Here is a 22879-nt window from a genome sequence, read left to right as displayed (position 1 = left end):
ATGGAAACTCACGCGAACGTGCGTGTGATGGTTCCGAATCTCGACATCGTCTCCGAGCAGTTTATGGTTCCGAATTCCTCGGTGCGAGAAACAGATGTTGCAGATTTCGCCCACCTCCTTCCGGTCGATCCTGGTCCTGCAGACCAAGTTTGTCGGCGACATCGTGCTTGCCTCGGCGTTGGCGAAGAATCTGCAACTGGAATATCCGAGCGCCAGGATCGTCTTTCTTTGCGACGCTCGTTTCGGCGGCTTCCTCACCGCGCATGGCATCGCGTCCGAAGTCATCACCTTCCGCCGCGCCCATATGCGTGGCACGCCGCTGCAGCGCGGGCGCGAGCTGTTCCGGATGATGCGCGAGTTGCGCCAACAGCGCTTCGACATGACCATCGACATAACAGACTCGAAAACCTCGCGAATCCTTTCCGGTGTCGTCAACGCTCCGGTCCGGATGGGGCACTGCCCAACCGAGCGGCCGATGCGCTGGTATGAGCGCCAGCCCGCCAATGTCAGGATGAAGCCCTACGCCTTCGGCGAACAGCATTATCTCTACCGTTATCTGTCGCCGCTCGAGGCGCTTGGTGTGGACCTACGCGTCAGGGTGCCGGCGATCCGTCCGCTGCCTTTCGAAACGACGCTGGCCCTCGCTTTGCTGGGCAAATATCGTCTGCGGCCCAATGCCTTCGTGGCGGTGCACGCCGGAGCGAGCTTCCCCGGGCGCCGCTGGCAGCCCGAGCGCTTTGCCGCAGCGATCGAACGGATATCGACCGAAACCGGCCTGGACGTCGTTCTAGTGGGCGGTCCCGACGAAAACGAGGCGACAGACAAGATCATGGCGACTGCGAAGGCACCGGTCGTCAATCTGGTCGGCGCGCTCTCGCTCGAAACGCTTTTGGCGCTGCTCAAGGAAGCCAGGCTATTCCTCGGCAATGAGAGCGGTCCGATGCATATGGCGGCCGCCGCCGGCACTCCCGTCGTCGGCTTGTTCGGCCTGACCAACCCGGCGCAGTGGGGACCTGTCGGCGTTCCCAGCATCTCGTTGCGGCCGCCGATGCCCTGCGATTGCGTCGGCGGCGACCTGTGCCGCAGGACCGATCCGAGCAAGGCATGCTGTGTCTGGCGCCTGGAAGTGGATTCCGTCGTCGAGGCAGTGCGCGAACTTCTGGCGCGGACCGAGGTTTCGCTGGAGCAGGCGGTCTGACGCTCACGCAAATTGTCGCGCGGTTGCTTTTCGGATACGAACCGTCCCGATTTTCGCCTAGATGCGGGTCTTGTTGACGCCATCTTGCGGTTGAATGGCTGGGCATGCCGGGCTTGGAAAGAATGACGGATTTGCTTCGGAAGTCGCTTTGCGCGCTCGCGCTGTCGGTCGCGCTGGCCTCGGCCGGCAATGCCGCGACGCTGGTCGAGCCGACTTTGCATCTGAGGGGCGGCGGCGGGCGTGTGGCCCTTACGCTGGATGCCTGTGGCGGGAAGACCGATACGCGCATCCTTTCGGCTCTGGTCGAAAACAGGATCCCGGCAACCATCTTCGTCACCGGCATCTGGCTGAAGCACAACGCCGCCGCTGTCGAGATCATGCGGGCGCATCCGGACCTGTTCGAACTGGAAAATCACGGCGGCCGTCACATCCCGGCTGTCGATACGCCGCGCAAGATCTACGGCATCAGCAGCGCCGGCAGCCCTGATGCCGTTCAGGCCGAAGTCGAGTCCGGCGCCGCCGCGCTGGCAAGCGCCGGCGGCCCGCCGCCGAAATGGTTTCGCGGCGCCACCGCCGAATACAGCCCGTCGGCGATCGCGATGATCCGCAAGCTGGGCTTCAAGATCGCCGGCTTCTCCGTCAACGGTGACGGCGGGTCGCTGCTCGGCGCCAGGGAAACCGCCCGGCGTATCGCCGCCGCCAAGGACGGTGACGTCATCATCGCGCACATCAACCAGCCGACCCACGCGGCGGGCGAGGGCGTCGTCCAGGGGCTGCTGGCCCTGAAGCAGAAGGGCATGACCTTCGTTCGGCTGGACGACGCGGAGGGTGTGGGCAACGACGGCACCACGGACTGACCGGTGCGCTGATATTCAGGTGATGCCATCTGCGAAGGGCGGTTTCCTGCGCTTCCGGTGCTCACGTGCTTAAGTACGCTCCGCTCCGGTTCTCGGAACCCGCCATTCTCGACACGGCCTGACCTGAATCTCAACGCACCTTGGCGCCGGTTCGAAGCTCTCAGTCGGGTTTGGCCTCGACTGTCACCTTGCTCGTATAGAACGCGCCGTGATCGCGGATCTCGGTCATTTCGTCGAAAGGCTGCTCATAGGCCCACATCGCGTCCTTGCCGCTTTCGCCGGCCGGCAGGACGCTCCAGTAGCTCGCATCGCCCTTGTAGGGGCAATGCGTCGAATGCCCGGTCCTGGCGAGCTTGCCGAAATCGATGTCCTCGAAGGGAATGTAGAAAACCGCGGGGTAGGGCGGTTCCGACAACAGCCTGGCCCGGGTCGACCTGGCGATGATGACGTTGCCGGCGCTGACTGTGACGGTGCCGCGGTAAGGTTCGATCGTTATCACCTTGTCCGGATTGCGTTGAAAGCCCGGGGCGGGGTTGGCGCGCTTGTCCATGACGGTTCTCCTTCAGCAATCCAGGAAAAGTGCGTAGCGGTTTTCCGTCCGGAATTGCGACAGACAAAGACTGCAATTCCAGGAGAAGTGCGTAGCTGTCCGGAATTGCGTGAACACAAAGTTCGTCGAAGATGGGGCGGACAGGCGCCTCGCGCAAGAGCGCGCCATGGCGCGAAATCGCGCCCAAACGAAATACTGTTCCAGCCGATGCCGACGGTCAGGCGGCTGCCTTGAACGCGTCCATGAGGCCCGCATAGGCTGCGGCGATGCCGGCGACCGGATTGGTGCTTCTGGCCGCGGTCTCGACCTTCAGCGCTCCGCCCGTGGTCGGCAGCGTGAGCAAAAGGAACTGGCGGTTGCCGCCGTCGCCGACGCATGCGGCAGCAACATGCTGGCCTTCGCCGTCGTTTTCGACGCACATCTTGAACAGCAGCGTTCCGCCGACAGCCTCCAGCGCGCCGCCGACGACTTCGGCAAACTCGTCGTCGGAAACGGTTTTGGAGTCCGGCGTCAGATCGTCCAGACTTTCGGCAAGGGTGCTTTCGAGGGCTTTTTCGTCGAGCTGCGCGTCCATGCGAACCTCTCCATTCGCCAATCTCACCCAGCCCGTTAGTGAAACTTAACGCCGACGATGGCCGTATTGTGGCGGGGTTCACGACTTGTTCGATCCATCCACCGCCTTGGACTTATGGTCGCTGGACAATCCGCCGGATCATTCCACAATGCGTGAAACAATGACGCGAAAGCGCGAAAAGGGGAGGAGCCGAGATGCTCGGACTGATGCAGGAATGGCCACTGCTCTGCCACAAGTTGATCGATCACGCCGAACGCCAGCACGGCGGCCGGGAGATCGTGACGCGTTCGATCGAAGGCCCGATCGAGCGCACGACCTTTGCCGACATCCGTCATCGGGCGCTTAAAGTGGCGCAGCGGCTGGAGCGTGACGGCTTCGGGCTCGGCGACCGCATCGCCACGCTTGCCTGGAACACCGCCCGCCACATTGAGGCTTGGTACGGGATCATGGGCATTGGCGCGATCTATCACACGCTCAATCCGCGCCTCTTTCCCGAGCAGATCGCCTGGATCATGAACAATGCCGAGGATCGGGCGATCTTCGTCGACCTGACCTTCGTGCCGCTGCTGGAAAAGATCGCCGGCCAAGTCAATTCGCTGAAGCAGGTAATTGTACTGACGGATCGGGCGCATATGCCGCAAACGTCGTTGCCGAATGCGATTGCCTATGAGGAATGGCTTGCCGAGGCCGACGGCGTCTTCGCCTGGAAGACTTTCGACGAGAACACCGCCGCCGGCATGTGCTACACCTCCGGCACGACGGGCGACCCGAAAGGCGTCGTCTACAGCCACCGCTCGAACGTCCTGCACGCCATGATCGCCGCCATGCCCGATGCCATGGGCATATCCGCGCGCGACGTCGTGCTGCCCGTGGTGCCGATGTTCCACGCCAATGCCTGGGGGCTCGGCCAGACCACGCCGATGATCGGCGCCAAGCTGGTCATGCCAGGCTGCAAGATGGACGGCGCCTCCATCTATGAATTGCTCGACACCGAAAAGGTCACGTTCAGCGCCGCGGTACCGACGGTGTGGATGATGCTGCTGCAATATCTGGAGGAGACCGGCAAGAAATTGCCTTATCTGAACAAGGTCGTCATCGGCGGTTCGTCCTGCCCGCGCGCCATCACGGCCAAATTCCAGGACAAATATGAGGTTCAGGTCGTGCATGCCTGGGGCATGACCGAGATGTCGCCGCTCGGCACGCTGTGCACCATGAAGCCGGAATATGAGGGACTGACTGGCGATGCTCGGCTCGATATCCAGGGCAAGCAGGGCCATCCGCCCTTCGGTGTCGAAATGAAGGTGACGGACGACGAGAACAACGCGCTGCCCTGGGACGGCAAGACTTTCGGACGCCTCAAGGTGCGCGGCCCGGCGGTCGCGCGCGCCTATTACGGCGGTGTCGGCTCCGAGCAGTTCGATACCGACGGCTGGTTCGACACCGGCGACGTCGCACATATCGACGCCAGCGGTTACATGCAGATCACCGACCGCGCCAAGGACGTCATCAAGTCGGGCGGCGAGTGGATCTCCACCATCGACCTCGAGAACCTTGCCGTCGGCCATCCCGATGTCGCGGAGGCTGCGGCCATAGGCGTGCCGCATTCCAAATGGGGCGAGCGGCCTCTGCTGGTCGTCGTGCGCAAGCCGGGCAAGGAGCCGAGCAAGAGCGAAATCCTGACCTTCATGAGCGGCAAGGTCGCCAAATGGTGGATGCCCGACGATGTCGCCTTCGTCGGCGAGATCCCCCACACCGCCACCGGCAAGATCCAGAAGACCACCTTGCGCCAGCAATTCAAGGAGTACCGGCTGCCGACGGATTGAGGATTGTTCGATCTTTCGGCTTCAAGCCCGCGCCAAAAACATCTAAGTCTCAGCCCGGGCTGGGGTAAATGCGGCAGGTGATGGTTACAATTCCTGAACGGCAGACGTCGAGGGCGGCCGGCTGGTCGCGGCGGATCGGAGCGTTCTCGCTCGTCCTTTTGCTGACGGCCCTTGCCGGCTACCGACTGGACCTTGTCGAGACGCCGCCCTTCCTGTGGGTGCTGGCGATCGCCGCGCTGCTTGCGGCGCTCGCGCTGCTGCTTGCCGGGCTTGCCTTGTCGAGGCTGTGGAATTTCGGCGACCGCGGCGGCCGCGACCTCAGCATCGGCGCGCTGCTGGCGCTGCTGGTGCTTGCCCCTTTCGGCATCGCCGTCTACTGGGCGACGATCTACCCGCCCTTGCGCGACATCTCGACAGACCTCGACGACCCGCCGCTGCTCGACACCGGCGACCGGACAAGCGACATGAATGCGCTGTCGCCGCCCACCCCGGGCGAGCAGAGCCTGCAGGCGCAGGCCTATCCACTGGTCACCGGGCGTAGCTACAATCTGCCCTTCGAAACCGTGGTCGACGCGGTCGAAACCGTGCTCGACCGGCGTGACTGGCAACTGACCGCGCCCTATCCGGACATCAACGGGCAGAGCGAGGCGACGATCAATGCGGTCGCCAGGGGCTTCGTGCTCGGGCTGCCGGCCGACGTCGCCATCCGCGTCACCGACGACGGCGATTCGGTAATCGTCGACATGCGCTCGGCCTCCCGCTACGGCCGCTACGACTTGGGCGACAATGCCGCGCGCATCACAGATTTCCTCGGCGAGCTCGATCAGGAGGTAGCCGGCCAGGTCGGCGCGGCGCCGGCCGAATAGAGCAATTCCAGGAAAAGCGTGTAGCGGTTTACCGTCCGGAAGTGCGTAAAAACTAACTCACGCCGGCCTGAACATACCGTCGATCGCAGGATCGCCCTCGGTGGCGACGAGGCCGCGGGCTACAAGATCCTCGAGATGGGCAAGCACCGACAGCCCGGCGGCGCCGTGGAGCCGCGGATCGGTGTCGCGATAGATCGTCGCGACCATGTCCCTGATCGTCCGGTCGCCGCCACGGATGCGTTCCAGGATCGCCCTTTCGCGCATCTTGCGGTGCGTCTTCAGCCCGCGCATGAAGCTACGCGGCGCCGTCACCGGTCCGCCATGGCCGGGCAGCAGCAGGCGGTCGCCGCGCTCGATCAGCCTGTCGAGCGATTGCATATAGTCGGCCATCGCGCCGTCCGGGGGCGCCACGATGGACGTCGCCCAGGCCATGACGTGGTCGGCCGAAAACAGCATGCCGGTGCCTTCGAGCGCGAAGGCCGCGTGATTGGCGGTGTGACCGGGCGTCAGCACCGTCCGCATCGTCCAGCCGTCGCCATCGGTAAGGCTGCCGTCGGCCAGCGCGACATCGGGCACGAAGGTCAAATCGGCGCTGGCGTCGAGCGGGTTGACCTCGTCGATGCGCAACGGTCGCGCCGACCGATGCGGGCCTTCGGCAAGCACGATCGCGCCCGTGCGCTCTTTCAACCGCGCCGCGAGCGGCGAATGGTCGCGGTGGGTGTGGCTGACGAAGATATGGCTGACCGGCCTGCCGCCGATCGCCGCGAGCAGCGTCGCCAGATGCTCATCGTCATCCGGTCCCGGATCGATCACGGCAAGCGTGTCGCGGCCGACGAGATAGCTATTGGTGCCATGAAAGGTGAACGGGCTCGGGTTGCGGGCTGTGATGCGCTGGACGTCCGGCGCGACGGTGACCGCCTGGCTGTAGGCGGGATCGAAACGTGTGTCGAATTCTAGCGTCATGCCCGGTCCTGCTGCTCAGGCGGCAAAACGATTGCCGCTTCCCCCCGAAGCCAATATAGGAAAATCGTGCATGTCGCCCAAAACTGCGCAGCGGTTTTGGGAGAACGACAGGCATCGAGACAGAATTTTAAAGCGCGTCGCCTGATCCGTTTCTGCGCGATGCGCTTTAAAGTCAGCAAATCAGTCACAACGGGGAAGACCATGGCAACTGCAACCACGATGCGTCCGCTCGTTTCTCTCGCTCTGCCCGACCAGGGCGCGGCGCGGCTGGCGACGCAGTTCTTTCTGGCGCTTGCCGGAACCCTCCTGCTTACCCTGTCGGCGAAGACGAAAGTGGTGCTTGGCCCCGTCGACATCTCACTGCAGACGCTTGCCGTCCTCTTGATTGCCTCGGCCTTCGGCATGCGCCTCGCGGTCGCGACGCTCATCCTCTATCTCGCCGAGGGCGCGATCGGCCTGCCGGTCTTCCAGGGCACGCCGGAAAAGGGCCTCGGCATCGCCTATATGCTGGGCTCCACCGGCGGCTACCTCGCCGGCTTCGTGGTGATGGCGGCGATCGCCGGCTGGGCCGCCGACCGCGGCTGGGACCGGCATCCTTTCAGGCTCTTCGGCGCCATGCTCGTGGCCGAGGTCGTCATGATGGCGATGGGTTTTGCCTGGCTGGAGGCCCTCATCGGTCCGGAAAAGTCGTGGCAGTTCGGCGTCGTCCCCTTCATTGCCGGCGACCTGATCAAGGTGGCGCTGGCCGCCAGCCTCGTGCCGGCCGTCTGGGCGCTGCTGCCGAAGCGGACGTGAAATACCGTCCGAACAATAACAGATCGACCAAAGAAGCCGGCGTTCGCGCCGGCTTCTTTGCTTTGATGACTGGTGTCTGATGTAAATGGCGAAGCGGCTGTGCGTAGGTTCAGCCAGAGATTGACAAGCCACTTCGCGAAACCTAAGCACGGGCAGCTTGCAGGGTCGGGGGGCTCGGCAACTCAAGGAGACCTTCTTGAAAGGCACTATCCTTGCTGAAGGCAGAGGAACGTTCCTCTGCCCAGTAATATTAGATATGTCTAATATTAAACCGAAATATACAGCAACCTGCTCAGGCTTTGATTTGTAGCGATGCGTCATCCGATGCTCCGCATCCGCCTCAATGCTGTCGCAGGCCGCGCGAAAACGATGTCAGCTTGTCTGATTTGCATCCGGTCAAATTTCCTCGGAAAGGGCGGCAACGGGTGACCTTGAAGTTCGGTACCAGTGGACTGCGCGGTCTCGTCAGCGAGCTTCGAGGACCGCCGGCATTCGCCTACACGGTCGCGTTCGCGCGCATGCTTCTGGACCGGGGCGCACTGAAGGAGGGCTCGAAGGTCTATGTCGGACGTGATCTTCGGTCGTCCAGTCCTGACATCGCGCGGCTTGTTCATGACGCGATCGCCAAGATCGGGCTGGTGCCGGTCGACTGCGGAGCCTTGCCAACGCCAGCGCTCGCGCTTCACGCCAACAGCGAGAACGCTCCGGCGATAATGATCACCGGCAGTCATATTCCCGACGACAGAAATGGGCTTAAATTCTACCGGGCGGACGGCGAGATCGACAAACGCGATGAAAGCGAGATCGTCGAAATCCACGCAGCCATGGGGAATGTCGGTCCATCATTGTCGCCAGTTGACCCAGTGCGGCTGGGCGCCGAGCCATCCCGAGGCTACGCAGACCGGTTTCTGGGTTTTTTCGAAAAAGGGAGCCTTTCGGGGCTGCGCGTCGGCGTCTACCAGCATTCATCCGTGGCAAGAGACATCATCGTCGACATTCTTCGCGGACTGGGCGCTGAGACGATACCTCTGGGCAGGGCCGCGCACTTCATTCCGGTCGATACCGAAGCGCTCAGGCAAGAGGATGTGGCACTTCTCAAAGGATGGGCCGCGGCGGAGCCGTTCGACGCGATCGTGTCTACCGACGGCGATGGCGACCGGCCGCTCGTGGCGGATGCCCGCGGAATTTTCGTGCGCGGCGATCTGATAGGCGCAATCACTGCGCATTTCCTGGGCGCCGACTGCGTTGTCACACCGGTTAGTTCCAACTCTGGCCTGGAGCGCTGCGGCTACTTCGCAAGGGTCGTTCGTACACGCGTGGGTTCCCCCTACGTCATTGAAGGTATCGGCACCGCTCTTGCTGGGGGCGTAAGATGTGTCGTGGGCTTCGAGGCCAATGGCGGCGTTCTCCTGGGATCGTCCGTCAAGCGAGGGGGGCGCATCCTCCCGGCTTTGCAGACGCGGGATTCGATATTGCCAATTCTTTGCGCTCTTTCAGCGATTGCACAGACCGGCCGCCCGCTGGCCGAGATAGCGGCAGACTTTCGCTTTCTTGCCGGTGCAAGTGGTCGGCTTGAAGGAGTGCCAACCGAAAACAGCGCGTCCTTTCTCGGCAGGATGGCGGCTGACGCAGCCTATGCCGACAATATCTTCGCTGCTCTCGGGGGCGTCGCGGACATTAACAACCATGATGGCGTGCGTATCACCGCCCGTAACGGAGAAGTCGTACACTTCCGTGCGTCGGGTAATGCACCCGAATTGCGGTGCTACGTCGAAGCAAAAGCCGAATCCCGTGCAAACGAATTGCTCGATTGGGGCCTCGCCCTTGGCCGAGCTCAGATCCTGGAAAGTTGAACTTTGACCAATATCGTTCCTGTCATCATAAGCGGCGGTGTCGGTTCTCGGCTCTGGCCGATTTCCCGTGCCTCGCATCCGAAGCCCTTTATCCCTCTGCCGGAGGGTGGGACGCTCATTCGGAAAACCTACGCCCGCGCCGTGGAGATCGAAGGCGTCGATCATGTCGTAACGGTCACCAACCGCGATCTGTTGTTTCTCACGGCCGATGAATATGCGGAGGTGGCGGCGCCAGGCGTGAAGAACACGTTTCTGTTGGAGCCGTTCGGCCGCGACACCGCGGCAGCGGTTGCGCTGGCGGCATTGCATGTCGCCGGGCAGAATCCGGACGCCATTCTCCTGGTGCTCCCCGCGGATCATCTGATATTGGATCAAGATGGCTTCCGCGCGAGCGTGGCGAGAGCGGCCGCGCTTGCGGCTTCGGGCCAGATCGTCACGTTCGGGGTGAAGCCCGATCGCCCTGAAACGGGCTTTGGCTATATCGAGGCCGAGGAGGACAGGGTCCTTCGGTTCGTGGAAAAGCCGAATGCGACCGCGGCAGCCCAATTTATCGCCAGCGGTCGTTTCTTTTGGAACTCGGGCATGTTCTGTTTTACGGCCGGCTCGATGATCGAAGCCATGCGGGACCTGTGCCCGGATATCTTGTCCAGCGCGCGCGCGGCCCTCGAGAAAGGCAGGACAAGTGACGCAACGGATCGGCTTACCGTTGAGGTAGACAGGGACGGCTTCGCGGCCGTTCCCGCCGTTTCCATCGACTATGCAGTGATGGAGAAGGCCGGGAACGTGGGCTTCGTCCCCTGCGGCTTCGACTGGTCGGACATCGGCTCATGGTCCGTGCTGTCGGAGCTTGTTTCGGCCGACGACAGGGGCAACCGGGCCACAGGCGAAGCAATCCTGCACGACGCGGCGAACTGCTACGTGCACAGCGAAGATCGGCTGGTCGGCCTTGTCGGCGTGTCGGATCTTTTGATTGTCGACACGCCGGACGCGCTTCTGGTCGCGCACAAGGACAAGGCACAGGAAGTGAAGGACCTCTATAACCGCCTCAAGGCGGATGGGCATGAGACCGCGACGCTGCATCGCACGGTGCATCGCCCGTGGGGTACCTATACCGTCCTGGAGGAGGGGCACCGCTTCAAGATCAAGCGGATTGAGGTGAAACCGAGCGCCCGGCTAAGTCTTCAGGCGCATCACCACCGCTCCGAGCACTGGGTGGTGGTGAGTGGAACCGCGAAGGTCGTAAATGGCGAGAATGAAATCCTGCTCACGACCAACCAGTCCACCTATATTCCTTGCGGCCACAAGCATCGCCTGGAAAACCCGGGCATCCTTCCGCTTGTGATGATCGAGGTGCAAAGCGGCGAATATCTCGGCGAAGACGACATCGTGCGGTTCGATGACGTTTATGGACGGACGTAGCTCGGTTGAGGTGACGACGACATACCCGCAAAGTCGCCGGCGCTCTTGGCGCGGGATGAACGTTTTGCGGTCTCTTTGGAAACGATGATTGAACGGAAACGGCCTAGCGATGACTTCCAAGAAAGCATTTATTACCGGCGTCACAGGACAAGATGGAGCGTATCTCTCGAAGTTCTTGCTTGAGAAGGGATACGAGGTCCACGGCCTGCTGCGGCGCAGCGCTTCAGCCGATGTGGTCGGATCCCGGCTGAAATGGCTCGGGATCGCGGACAAGATCGAGCTCCATGACGGCAACTTGACTGACCTGTCTGGCCTTATTCGGGTGCTTGGCGAGGTTCGTCCCGACGAAGTTTACAATCTTGCGGCGCAATCTTTCGTCAAGTCGTCCTGGCAGCAGCCGTTGTTGACCGGCTCGGTGACCGGCCTTGGGGCCGCCAATATGTTGGAAGCAGTGCGGATAGCGCGTCCCGAAGCCCGCTTCTACCAAGCGTCCTCATCTGAGATGTTCGGGCTTATCCAGGAGCCCATTCAGTCGGAGAAAACCCCCTTCTATCCGCGCTCTCCATATGCGGCGGCAAAACTCTATGCGCATTGGATGACGGTCAATTACCGCGAGAGTTTTGGGCTCCACGCTTCGAGCGGAATTCTCTTCAACCATGAATCGCCTTTGCGGGGTATCGAATTCGTCACGCGCAAGATCACCGATGGTGTGGCGCGCATCAAGCTGGGGTTGCGGAAGGATCTGGCCCTCGGCAACCTCGATGCCAAGCGCGATTGGGGGCACGCGCGTGACTATGTTAAGGCCATGTGGTTAATGGTGCAGCAGGATACCGCGAGCGACTATGTTGTCGCGACCGGCAGCACCCAATCGGTTCGGGAGTTCTGCAAGCTTGCATTCGAGCACGTTGGCCTGAACATGGAAGACCACGTCACGATCGACAAACGTTTCCTGAGGCCCGCGGAAGTTGAAGTCTTGCATGGCAATCCAGCCAAGGCCAAAGAGAAGTTGGGCTGGGAAGCGGAAACGAGCCTCAAGGAGCTTGTCGTTGAAATGGTCGAAGCCGACCTTGAGCGTGTCAGGCGCGACCAGCACCTGTGACATGCGGTAGCGAGGTCGGCATGCGGGTTTTGATCACGGGTGCGAGGGGCTTTGTCGGTCCCTATGTTTTCGACGCGCTGCGCGGCGTTTGCGGCAGCGACATAGCCGTGATTGCGACCTCCAAGGATGGAGGGCCACATCCCGTATTCCGCCAGGTCGAAGCGCTGGACGTGACCGACAAGGTTGCTGTCCAAGACGCGATCGTTCGTCATAGGCCAACGCATATCGTTCACCTGGCTGCCGTCGCGGCGCTGGGAGCCGCGCGGGCCGACCCCGAAAACACTTGGCGCATCCATGTGCAAGGCGCGCTGAACGTGGCCCACGCTATCCTCGAGAAGGCACCGGAGTGTTGGCTGCTCCACGTAGGGTCCGGCCTGGTATACGGTGAAAGTGCGAAGGCAGGCCTGCCGCTCGACGAGAGCGCGTTGCTTGCGCCTGTCGACGACTATGCCGTCACCAAGGCGGCGGCCGATCTCGCGTTGGGGGCGCTTTCGCGTCGCGGTCTCAAATGCATTCGCCTGCGCCCCTTCAATCACACCGGACCGGGGCAAACGGAAGCGTTTGCCGTGCCGGCCTTTGCCATGCAGATCGCGCGGATCGAAGCGGGTCTGGCTCCCCCGGTCATTCGCGTCGGCAATCTGGATGCGGAGCGGGATTTTCTGGATGCGCGCGACGTCGCCAACGCCTACGCGCGCGTGGTGCTGAGCAGCTCCGATCTCGCACCGAACACGATTTTCAACATAGCATCCGGCATATCATGGCGGATGGGAAATATCTTGGAGCGGCTCCTGGCGCAGAGCAGCGTCAAGATCGCCACGGAGCAAGACCTCCTGCGGCTGCGGCCGAGCGACCTGCCGCGCATCGTCGGAGACGGAACCCGCGCTCGTGAGCAACTTGGCTGGGCGCCCATACATCGCTTCGAGGCGACGCTCGGTGCGGTTCTGAACGATTGCCGCGCACGCGTAACCCAAGCGTAAACGGCGTTGAATTGGCTTGCAGCGAACTAGGCAACCCGCCCCCTGATCAACAACTTGAGAGTGCAGAAATCATGAACGAGGTAAGTTATCACGCTATCGAGGCCTGCCGTGTCGGCAAGGAGAAGGATCTCGTCTCAGTGCTCAATCTCGGTGAGCAGGCGCTGACAGGCGTGTTTCCGAAATCGGCCTCCGAACCCGTTACCAAAGGGCCGCTCGAATTGGTCTGGTCCCCGTCCAGCGGGCTTTTGCAGCTGAAGCATTCCTATGAGCCGAGCGAAATGTACGGTGACAACTACGGCTATCGCTCAGGCCTCAACCAGTCGATGGTCGATCACCTGACGCACAAGGTCCGGTTCCTGGAAAGGCTTGCCTCTCCGCGCGGCGGCGACGTCGTCCTCGATATCGGGAGCAACGATTGCACGACCCTCAAGGCCTACTCGACCGCGGGACTGACCCGAATTGGCATCGATCCGACCGGCAAGAAGTTTGCGCAGTATTATCCGGACGATGTGAAGCTGGTGCCGGATTTCTTTTCCGCCGAAGCATATCGCGGTGCCTCGCAAAGGTGCGCGAAAATCGTCACGTCGATCGCCATGTTCTATGATCTGGAAGATCCCATCGCGTTTGCCCGCCAGGTGGCCGAGGTGCTCGCCGAGGATGGCATCTGGCATTTCGAGCAGAGCTACATGCCGTCCATGCTTCGCCTCAACTCCTACGACACGATCTGCCACGAGCACATCGAATATTATTCTCTCGGAGTCGTCGCGAAGATCCTTGAGGCGGCCGGTCTCAAGATCGTCAATGTCGTCATGAACAATATCAATGGCGGCAGTTTCGCGGTCACCGCCGCCCACAAGGGCAACAAGAGCCTCAAAGCGGACCAAGCCGTCATCGATTGGCTGCTGGAGCAGGAAGACCGCATGGGGCTGTCCACACCGCGGCCGTTCCGCGACTTCGAGGAGCGCGTGTTTCGGCACAGGGATGACCTGTCGCGCCTCATTCGGGCGCTCGTCGCCGACGGCAAGAAGGTGCTGGGCTACGGCGCCTCGACGAAGGGCAATGTCGTCCTGCAGTTCTGCAACTTAACGGCGGCCGAAATTCCGGCGATCGCCGAAGTCAACCAGGAAAAGTTCGGCCGCATGACCCCCGGAACGCACATACCGATCATTTCCGAAACGGACGCGAGAGCGATGAAGCCGGATTATTTTCTGGTCCTGCCCTGGCATTTCAAGGACGGCATCCTGCGCCGGGAACGTGAATACCTAGCGGACGGAGGCAAGTTCATCTTCCCGTTCCCGGAAATCGAGATCATATAGAGCGGCAGTTAGAGCTTGGCTCAGGAACACACGATCGGGACATCTCAACACATGTCGCCAACCAAGACGGGCGTCCTTACAGAGGCATTCGCCGACATAAGCGCCGCGCTGGAGAAGCATCATCTTGCGACGACTTTCAGTTGGCAGGACGTGGCGCAGCGTTACCGGCGCTCTCGGGTCGGAGCGTTTTGGCTGACCGTCAACATGGGTGTTCTGATTGGCGCGCTCGGGTTCGTCTTCGGCACGCTTTTCCGTTCTCCTATGCAGGAGTTTCTTCCCTATATCTGCGTCAGTTTGATTTTCTGGAGTTTCATCTCGCAGTCCATCAACGAGGGGTGCACCGCCTTCATAGGCGCGGAGGGCATCATCCTGCAGGTGCGCATGCCGCTCTTCACCCATGTATTGCGGACGCTGTACCGCAACGCGATCATTCTTGGCCACAACATTCTCATATATCCTCTTGTCCTGCTGGCCGTCGGGCGCATGCCGACATGGTACGTTTTCCTGGCGGCGCCCGGGTTCGTCATTTTGTCGCTCAACTTGCTTTGGATCATGCTCATTCTCGGCGTGCTATGCGCCCGATATCGCGACATGACGCAAGTGATGCAGAATCTCCTGCTGGTCATTATGTACCTGACCCCAGTGATGTGGATGCCACGCACGCTTCCGGAAGGCATTTCGCGGCTCTTGTTGGATCTCAACCCCTTCTACCATCTCATCGGCGTGGTGCGGAAACCGCTTCTGGGCGAATTGCCATCCACAACCAGTTGGGTGGCATGCATAGCGTTCGCGGCCGTCGGCTGGACGGTCGCAATGCTTCTGTTTGGCCGTTACCGTCACCGTATTCCCTATTGGCTTTGAATTCCTATGGTCTCGATCACCTTGGCCGGCGTCTCGGTCGAATTTCCGGTTTTCAATGCGGCAAGCCGCTCTCTCAAGAACCGGGTGCTTAGCGTCGCGACTGGAGGTGCGATCGACCGTCGGGGGGATGGGCACGTCATTGTACGCGGACTCGAGAATGTCAGCCTTTCCTTGAAGGAAGGGGACAGGATCGGCCTCGTCGGCCACAACGGCGCCGGCAAGACGACGCTGCTTCGTGTGCTGTCGGGCATCTATCGGCCGACAGGCGGATCCGCAGTCATTCACGGCGAGTGCGTCTCGCTCATCAACATCTCGCTTGGCATCGATCCGGAAGCGACAGGCCGCGAAAACATCAAGCTCCGTGCAGCCATGATGGGCATGCGGCCAGAACAATTGCGGGAACAATTCGACGAGATCGCCGAGTTCACCGGATTGGGTGAATTCCTCGATATGCCGTTCCGGACATACTCCTCCGGCATGCAGCTTCGCCTGGCTTTCTCGACCTCCACGGCAATTCGGCCGGAAATACTCGTCATGGACGAATGGCTCTCCACCGGCGACGAGGATTTCAAGCACAAGGCCGACAAGCGGCTGCGTGAGATCGTCGACACGACCAAGATATTGGTCCTTGCCAGCCACTCGCGCGACCTGCTGCAGAAAAATTGTAATCGTATTTTGTGGATGGAGCACGGTCGTGTGCGGATGGACGGGTCTGCCAATGAAGTTTTGCCGGCCTATTTTGGTTGAGAGCTATCCAACTGACTTGAAGCGACTCCGGCTAAGGTTGATGACATAGCTACGGCAGTACGGAGCTCGTACGACTCAAGTGAAAGGCACTGAGAGCCATGAGTACAGACGCTATGCCGCTATGCTCTGCACCCGTTATGATCAGTTACGCTCAAAATCGTGAAGACGTTTTGCTCAACCGTATCTTCAAAGATGCTGTGAATGGCTTCTATATAGACATCGGCGCCTACCACCCAACAATCGGATCTGTCACCAAAACTTTCTATGACCGCGGATGGTCCGGCATAAATGTCGAACCCGGATCGGTTTTCGACGAGTTAGCACGTGAACGGTCGCGCGACATAAACGTGAGAGCTGCAATTATAGATCAGGAGGGTGAAGTTTATTTCTTCGAGAATCAGTCTGATCCTGGCATGTCTAAAGTGGCCGAAGAGATGGTCAATGCTGACAGCGAAGGGGAAATGCTTCGAATCCAAGCTATGACGTTGGACAATCTCGTTGCTCAGCATGCAAGGGGACGAGAGATCAATTTTCTTAAGATAGACGTGGAGGGCTCCGAGGCTGCAATCATTCGGGCGACAAACTGGAACTCAGTTCGACCACAGGTGCTTGTGATTGAGGCAACCGCGCCGTGGTCGAATCAGCTTGTTAATCAGAGTTGGGAGCCCACTCTGCTCGCGAACGGGTTCCTGAGGGCATATTTCGACGGCATAAATGTCTTTTATGTGAGGGACGAGAGCCGAGAGCTACTTCGTTATTTCCAAGCGCCCGTGAATGTTCTCGATAACTACGTGACGTTTGCCCGATGGCATGCGAGCAAAGCAGTGGAGCAACTAGAAGCTGAACGCAGGCGGACCATTGTGGAGCGAGATGAATTTTCCGCAGAATGTGATGCTCTTCGCCAAAAGAGCGTGCAAATCCAAAAGCATTCGAATGATCTTACTGCGGAAATTGAGCAGGCGGAGGCCGAAGGCAAGCGTCTGATGGTTCAGGTGGCAGTCCTATCTAAGCAGCTTAGGCAAGAACAGGAACGGGCAGAGGTCGAAGCCGCGCGTTTTAGAGCCCAGGTGGCAGCCCTATCTGAGCAGCTAGAGCAAGAACGTCACTCACACGCCTTTGCGATCTTTCGTGCGGCGCGTTACGACAGCCTCGTCCTTGAACTTCGCGACGAGGGTGGCCCGCGAGCCTTGAGGTCCGTGCTCCCATTGGCCCGGCTCTTTCGCCGAGTTCATCATACTGTCCGTCGTAACAGCGACGTTCACCCCACCCAAACGAGGAGCCTCATGGTTTCGTCGACCAATTTTTCATCGCCCTCCGATGCGGTTCAAGATCGCCAATCGATCACGAAGAAAGTCGCTTTTGGCATCTACAAGGTTCTGTTCAGGCCAGTCGTGCGCCCAGTCATGTGGAGGCTCAGGACTTTCCTCCTGCAACCGGTTTTTGAGCGCCTGGATCAGCTACGTCCACAGGGTGTTCACACACTCGGACAGGAGCAAGCCGAGCTCGCCAAAAGCTTGGAAATGCTTGCCCTCACTATAGCTTCAAACCCGCCGCGAGAGCGTTAGTCGACACCCTGCAGGCATGATGCGGTCTCTGCACGAATCTTTCCCAGGTCGGTACCTCATCCCCTGATCTGCAACTTTCCCGCGAATAGTCAAGCAATTGAAGCTCGCTGATTCTTGTTGGTCTGCCAAAGCGGAATCTTGTAACCGGCCGCGCTCCATGTTTTATTAGCAACATCTTAAAGCCAAAATGCAGATTCTTGCACGTCTGCTAACCCTAGTATTGTTGATGCGGCCCTGCGGAGATAACGGTTCAATGCTACTGCCTCACAAAATGCGTGAGACCGATAGGATTATTTTCCTACATATTCCTAAAACCGCCGGAACCAGCGTCTATCATTATTTTTGCCAACTCCTCGGCCATGAGCGGGTCGGATGGCTAGGTGTCAATTTTGGATTTGCGGACCTTCAAGGGGCCTGTGATTTCGATCGCTTCAAGGTTATAGGAGGCCACTTCACGCGGGATCAGGCTGGCAACATTCCGTTCGAAAAAACGTTTATTTCTCTTGTGCGTGAACCGTTTAGTCGAGCCGAGAGCTATTATAGCCACTTGATGAGCATACCATCTGAAGCAGAAGTATTGGGGCTCACCGGAGACATCAATTGCGACCTAAACGGCCAGTTCGGCCAACATATCGCGAATCAACAGTGCGCATTCTTGGGCCTTGGAACGGAGCGGGGCGCGGCGAGCAGGCTTGTGGATGACGGAAATACAGGACTCGCCGAGTTCTCTGATGCGGACAAACTTCTTGGCTACATTGCAGAAAAGCTTGGGTTGGGACACTTGCCGTTTCCTAAAGAGAACGTCAGATCTTCCAAAGAAATTCTGAATCTTTCAACGAAATCTAAAGAATACTTGGGAGCTATTCTCTATGAAGATCGAGAACTCTTAGCCCGCGTAACGCTCGACCACAGCAAAACAACGAACCAGAAACTGAGCCGCTCCCCGCTTCGAACCGCGTCTAACGCTTTGCGGTCGATATTCACGTTTACGCGAAAGGTACAGTCACTCTAGCGTTTGGCGCGAAAAATACCACGATTAGGGTGGTTGGGGTGGACGACGTATTCGACGGTTGTGAAGCCCACGTCCTTCAGCATGGCAATGACGCATGCCGGATTAGGACCCCACCAGTTGGTGTTGTCGTTTGCAAGCTCGTTCGTTGGGTAAAACACCATCGAGGGTCTGTCGTAGTCTAGTGCGTCTAGGTGCGTTTCCACAATAAGCCATTCTTTGGCCAAGTCGGATATCTGCTCCAGCACGGCAAAGGGGTGACGAAGATGATAAAAAACCCCCGCGAAAAGAACGACGTCGAACCTCCCGACCGTTTCGTGGTTCATTTCGGGGATGTCGATATCCATCACTTCGACTTCTGGCGCTATCCGGCTTCGTGCTAGATCAAAGGCGCGGCGGTCGCCCCAACACTGCTCCGACCATGCGAAATGATCTGTGGCAAGGACCCTTGATGCACCACGCCTGTGTGCTTCAAAACTGTTGAAACCGTCCCACGCTCCAATATCCAGGAACGTCTTCCCATGGATGATTCCGTCAAAATAGACATCCGCTTGGTTCCGAAGAACACCAATCGGCGTGTTTCCAGGTGAAAGAACCCCCTCGCCAAAATCAATCTGATGGTGCCAGGGGAGCTCATTTACCCGGCGTTGCAGATCTTCTTTCTCCTGCGTTCGATTCGTGCGCTTAAACAGATTCACATTTGCCTCCCAGGTAAAATTAGCGATAGATAACAATAATTATGATATCAGGTTCCGACTGCGTCGAATAGCTCCTCAACTGCTAGATAGTCTCTACTACAATCCAAGAAGCGATCGTGGTGGCCTGTGAGGAGCACGGAAGTGCTCGCCCTTGCGCTCGCTCCAACAGCGTGCTGCGAGAACGCTACCCTACGCTGTGCAGCCAAGACGCAAATCTCTGCACAAACCCGTCCCAGGTCGGTATTCGCAGCTGCGCCACCTCGCCCCACAGTCTTTCCGCGAATTGGTCGTCGAGCAGCTGAAGCACTGCGCTCGCGATCGCCTTGGGGCTAATCTCGTCGAGGATGATGCGGCCGCCATTCGGAAGCATGTCAAGGCTTGGCAAATTGGCGGATGCTATGACTGGAATACCGCTTGCCAGGCTCTCAAATGGCGGAATGCCAAAGCCTTCCATTGAGCTGACGAATAGCGTTGCTCTGGTGCTCTGCAGAGTTTGTCTTATCGCGTCATCACTTGCGTGGCCCAGATATTTGAACCGCGATTCAGTCTTGAGGCGTTTGAGGATCTCAGGCTCGCGCGTCGATCGACCGTCTATTCGACCAATAACCGTCAACTCGACATCAATATCCCGCCGCCAAAGTGTCTCAAAAGCCTCAAGAATATCAGCCACATTTTTTCTGGGCTCGATTGTCCCGACATATGTAAACATTCGGCTTTGGGGAGCGAACTTTTGCGGAGGTATTGCAACACTGTCGCCTCCGAGGGGAATGGCCGGACCTGCGCGGCCAACATCGCGTATGACGCGATGTACGTAGTCGCGGCGAGTAGCTTCGCTGATAAACGCCGTGTGCGGTATTTCGCGGAGCGCGCGCAAATAGTGCATCAGCTGGTGCGTCTTTCTGGCCTCGTAGTCTTGTGGGCGAAGGTAGGGCAGGAAATCGTAAACCAGCCAACTGACCGAAGCGGCGCCCTTACGGCACAGAGATAGATATGCTTCGGCACGCCGCGGATCGTAAAATACTTCGGGATTGTGTAAGCCGGCTCTGAGGCTATCAGTCGGTATCGGGGTCCCTTTATGAAGATGCATCAGAAGTTGTTCTTTGTCGTCTTCCATAGACCGATTTTCGTTTCTGGTGAGTATTTCCACTATCGCGTCCGGAAGCGCGCAAAAATCCAACTTCTCCGTATCGAACCGACACGGCACTAGCGGCCGCGGACCAGGCCAGCGGCGCAAGATCTCGCGTTCTACCCGCTGGATACCCGTACGGAATGGATAAGTCGTCAACTCGGTTAGATCGACAAAGATTGGGACTGGTGACAACGCTCTTAAGGCCTTAGTTGATTGGCGGGAGTCTCAAAGCCTAGTCCCTCACACAATTGCTGCGCATAATTTTTGAAGCTGTGAACTTCGCAGTAATGTCGCCGCGCTTCATCAAATTGGGACCGATTCGAGCCCTTCTGGCTAATCTCGGCCAGCGTCTCCGCGATGAGCACCGGGCTCGGATGATCCGGTATGGATGAGACATAAGTCGGGCTCTCCATTGCCAGTGCCAGATCCTCGTTTGCAACGGTGGGCAACCCGACGGCGATACAATCGAGCAACGCGCCGGACAAGCCTCCAAAGAAGTGGGTTCTAAGTTGAACTGCTGCGTCGGCCGCAAGCAAGTAATCTCGATATTGTGCTTCGCTGACAAATTCCGATAAAAAGACTACGTGATCCATTAAACCAAGGCTGGATACCAAATTCCTGAATCTGCCTTCATCTTCGGCAAATCCGCCGACGAAATACAGTTTCGTTCGAATGTTCCAACCGCGCAGAAGGTCGACAGCCCATATGCACTCTTCAGCGGCCTTGTTAGAATGAACATAACCGAGTGATATGATTGAAAACTCCTTTGGATCGACACCGATCCGATTTCTGGCCGCAATCTTTAACGCTTGATCTGTCGGGTCGATATCCCACTGCCGATAAATTGAAAAGGGTAGGTAAATCGCTGTTTTGGAAAAGCGATCTTGTACAATCTGGGCCGTTACGCGTGAATGGACGAACATGGGCGACGCCCAGTCAGCGATCTCCCCAAGAAACGTCGCCTGAAGCTTCGATTCATCTTGCAGCCAAGAAACGATCTCTTCCTCCATCACAGGTCGCCCGAGTTCGCGCTCCGCAAGGGCGCGGGCGCGTGACGAGCCCAGGAGAATTCTATAGAAGCCCAGAAGGCGGTTATCGTGCTCAATGCAAGCCCCGCCGTATCTTTCAAGAAGATGAAATACCTCCAGATGAAAATGTGAGTTTCCAACCACTCCGACTACTCGATCAAAGCTGGAAGACAAGTATGGAAGAGCCGTAATCTGCTGCGCTGACGTGGCTCCTTCAGGCACGGCTACGGGTGCATGTTTTGAAAAAACATCTACATCTACCAATTTCCCGAGTTCGCGGATTGTCGCCGCCGAATAATCGGCAACCCCGGACTGGTCTGGCGGCATGGGACTCAGAAATGCAATTCGTGGTCGTGCGCCTCTGAGGACGCCTGTGGGCCTGGGGCGGCTATGCGCAACCAAATCGCTTGCCTTCGCCCAAAATTCACTTGCAATTTTGTCAGCTCGAAACCGCTGCCACCGCGTCGACTGGTCCTGAACGATTTCAGTCCGCCTCGTTGAATCCAGGACGAGCGTTTCGACCTTCTTCCTGACCTCCTCGACGTCTTCCGGAGGAAACATCAAATCGCTCCGACCGACCAACTCCTTGTGAGCAGGGATGGAAGATGCGATCACCGGCGAGCCAGCTGCCATCGCCTCGACGACGGGCATCGAGAACCCTTCCATCTGCGCTGCAACGACCGTACATCGCGCGCCGCGGTAGATCGATACGAGATCATCTTCATCGACAAAGCCAGGAAAAATCAGAAGCTCCGGTCTGCCGCCATTGCTGACATACAGATCGCGCAAACGCTCCTGCCAAGCCGGCGGGTAATTTCCGGTGACCACAAGCTGAACGCGAGCGTCTTGCATGTCACGGCTTCCTGCGTGGGCAAGGATAGGGCACTCGACATTCTTCCGCGGTTCGGCTCCGCCACAGGCAAGCACGTAGCGCTCGGAAATTTCCGCTCGCCGCCGGAAAGTGTCGACGCGTTCAAAGGCGCTATCAATCGGCGCTCCAGTGTTCGTAATGCGCGTCGGACTTACGTTGAGGATGCGCCGAAGTTCATCGGATGTATGTTGCGAGATAGGGAAAAAATGATCATAGCGAGAAAGCCAGATGAGCTGAGTATGATAGTCGAGCCGATTGGAGGCAGTTGGCAGATAGCGCTCAGGCTTCATGAGTGGAATGAAGTCGTAGACGATCGCAAGTTTGAGGATGTCCGGATCGTTCACTGTACGGCCTAGGAATAACGGATCGTGGGTCATTGGGGACAGTTCGAGAAGAACCGTCGAACACCTTTTGACACCTAGATAAGCGTTCTTCTGAATCTGATCGACGAGGCCAGCAAAGCGGTCGTCCAGACGCGGCAGGCTCGGATCGACCAAGCCGAGAGTCGATGTCTCGACTCCTTTCCAAAATTTACGGACGTTCCTGACCAGATTCGCAGATAGCTTGCCGACTCCGCGATCCTTGTAAGCGGGGTCTTGTAGGCATCTCATGTCAAATACGATTAGCCGTTCGCAATTGTTCATGCCGCAACTCAACCCTTTAGCATCCGCTTCCTACTCG

General features: G+C 58.9%; 20 protein-coding genes. 14 read left to right on the top strand and 6 right to left on the bottom strand.

What is annotated here, in order from left to right; translation table 11 throughout:
• Positions 1–94 precede the first annotated feature (94 nt).
• Both P9236_RS03430 and P9236_RS03425 read left to right on the top strand, forming a co-directional pair.
• Positions 95–1198, top strand: coding sequence for a glycosyltransferase family 9 protein (locus P9236_RS03430; protein WP_278073194.1), 1104 nt, complete (start codon positions 95–97; stop codon positions 1196–1198).
• Between the two features lie 122 nt (positions 1199–1320).
• Positions 1321–2055 carry a polysaccharide deacetylase family protein gene (locus tag P9236_RS03425; protein WP_278073193.1) on the top strand — a complete coding sequence of 245 codons (735 nt, stop codon included), beginning with the start codon at positions 1321–1323 and terminating at the stop codon, positions 2053–2055.
• 160 nt (positions 2056–2215) lie between these two features.
• Here the strand turns inward: P9236_RS03425 and P9236_RS03420 are convergent, their stop codons facing one another.
• Entirely contained in the window at positions 2216–2605 is a 390-nt protein-coding gene (locus P9236_RS03420; RefSeq protein ID WP_278073192.1) for a DUF427 domain-containing protein, read from the bottom strand.
• 217 nt (positions 2606–2822) lie between these two features.
• Positions 2823–3179, bottom strand: coding sequence for a hypothetical protein (locus tag P9236_RS03415; RefSeq protein ID WP_278073191.1), 357 nt, complete (start codon positions 3177–3179; stop codon positions 2823–2825).
• A 194-nt stretch (positions 3180–3373) separates the two neighbouring features.
• On the opposite strand from P9236_RS03415, the gene P9236_RS03410 reads away from it, so the two are divergent.
• The gene (locus P9236_RS03410) at positions 3374–5002 is read left to right on the top strand and encodes a fatty-acid--CoA ligase (RefSeq protein ID WP_278073190.1); all 1629 of its coding nucleotides are present in this window, start codon (positions 3374–3376) and stop codon (positions 5000–5002) included.
• 80 nt (positions 5003–5082) lie between these two features.
• Positions 5083–5868: a DUF1499 domain-containing protein gene (locus P9236_RS03405; RefSeq protein ID WP_278073189.1), complete on the top strand. Its 786-nt coding sequence runs from the start codon at positions 5083–5085 to the stop codon at positions 5866–5868.
• Positions 5869–5925: 57 nt separating this feature from the next.
• Here the strand turns inward: P9236_RS03405 and P9236_RS03400 are convergent, their stop codons facing one another.
• The gene (locus P9236_RS03400) at positions 5926–6831 is read right to left on the bottom strand and encodes an MBL fold metallo-hydrolase (RefSeq protein WP_278073188.1); all 906 of its coding nucleotides are present in this window, start codon (positions 6829–6831) and stop codon (positions 5926–5928) included.
• A gap of 201 nt (positions 6832–7032) precedes the next feature.
• Here P9236_RS03400 and P9236_RS03395 point away from each other — a divergent pair, with 201 nt between their 5' ends.
• The 10 genes from P9236_RS03395 to P9236_RS03350 all read left to right on the top strand — a co-directional run bounded on the left by P9236_RS03395 (position 7033) and on the right by P9236_RS03350 (position 18475).
• On the top strand, positions 7033–7626 hold the full coding sequence (locus P9236_RS03395) for a biotin transporter BioY (protein ID WP_278073187.1): 594 nt from the start codon (positions 7033–7035) through the stop codon (positions 7624–7626).
• A gap of 377 nt (positions 7627–8003) precedes the next feature.
• The gene (locus P9236_RS03390; RefSeq protein WP_278073186.1) at positions 8004–9479 is read left to right on the top strand and encodes a phosphomannomutase; all 1476 of its coding nucleotides are present in this window, start codon (positions 8004–8006) and stop codon (positions 9477–9479) included.
• A gap of 3 nt (positions 9480–9482) precedes the next feature.
• A complete protein-coding gene (locus tag P9236_RS03385) occupies positions 9483–10898 on the top strand; it encodes a mannose-1-phosphate guanylyltransferase/mannose-6-phosphate isomerase (protein ID WP_278073185.1) in 1416 nt (471 codons plus the stop codon).
• Positions 10899–11007: 109 nt separating this feature from the next.
• Positions 11008–11997, top strand: a complete 990-nt coding sequence (gmd, locus tag P9236_RS03380; protein ID WP_278073184.1) for a GDP-mannose 4,6-dehydratase — start codon at positions 11008–11010, stop codon at positions 11995–11997.
• Between the two features lie 20 nt (positions 11998–12017).
• Positions 12018–12974, top strand: coding sequence for an NAD-dependent epimerase/dehydratase family protein (locus tag P9236_RS03375; RefSeq protein WP_278073183.1), 957 nt, complete (start codon positions 12018–12020; stop codon positions 12972–12974).
• A gap of 71 nt (positions 12975–13045) precedes the next feature.
• Entirely contained in the window at positions 13046–14290 is a 1245-nt protein-coding gene (locus P9236_RS03370; RefSeq protein ID WP_278073182.1) for a class I SAM-dependent methyltransferase, read from the top strand.
• A 51-nt stretch (positions 14291–14341) separates the two neighbouring features.
• Positions 14342–15151, top strand: coding sequence for an ABC transporter permease (locus P9236_RS03365; RefSeq protein WP_278073181.1), 810 nt, complete (start codon positions 14342–14344; stop codon positions 15149–15151).
• A gap of 6 nt (positions 15152–15157) precedes the next feature.
• The gene (locus P9236_RS03360; protein ID WP_278073180.1) at positions 15158–15898 is read left to right on the top strand and encodes an ABC transporter ATP-binding protein; all 741 of its coding nucleotides are present in this window, start codon (positions 15158–15160) and stop codon (positions 15896–15898) included.
• Positions 15899–15996: 98 nt separating this feature from the next.
• Positions 15997–17463: an FkbM family methyltransferase gene (locus P9236_RS03355; RefSeq protein WP_278073179.1), complete on the top strand. Its 1467-nt coding sequence runs from the start codon at positions 15997–15999 to the stop codon at positions 17461–17463.
• Positions 17464–17716: 253 nt separating this feature from the next.
• Positions 17717–18475, top strand: a complete 759-nt coding sequence (locus P9236_RS03350) for a sulfotransferase family 2 domain-containing protein (protein WP_278073178.1) — start codon at positions 17717–17719, stop codon at positions 18473–18475.
• Here the strand turns inward: P9236_RS03350 and P9236_RS03345 are convergent.
• From P9236_RS03345 to P9236_RS03335, 3 genes are all read right to left on the bottom strand, one after another.
• Positions 18472–19170: a DUF1698 domain-containing protein gene (locus P9236_RS03345; protein WP_278073177.1), complete on the bottom strand. Its 699-nt coding sequence runs from the start codon at positions 19168–19170 to the stop codon at positions 18472–18474. The genes P9236_RS03350 and P9236_RS03345 overlap by 4 nt on opposite strands.
• Positions 19171–19354: 184 nt before the next feature.
• A complete protein-coding gene (locus P9236_RS03340) occupies positions 19355–20317 on the bottom strand; it encodes a glycosyltransferase (protein WP_278073176.1) in 963 nt (320 codons plus the stop codon).
• 179 nt (positions 20318–20496) lie between these two features.
• Positions 20497–22842 (bottom strand): glycosyltransferase, encoded by a 2346-nt coding sequence (locus P9236_RS03335; RefSeq protein ID WP_278073175.1) that lies wholly within the window; start codon positions 22840–22842, stop codon positions 20497–20499.
• Positions 22843–22879 lie beyond the last annotated feature (37 nt).

Origin of the sequence: Mesorhizobium sp. WSM4884, assembly GCF_029625675.1 — a bacterium.
Taxonomy (GTDB): domain Bacteria; phylum Pseudomonadota; class Alphaproteobacteria; order Rhizobiales; family Rhizobiaceae; genus Mesorhizobium.
Note: the sequence above shows the minus strand (reverse complement) of the source record. Positions and strands in the feature narration are given on the sequence as shown.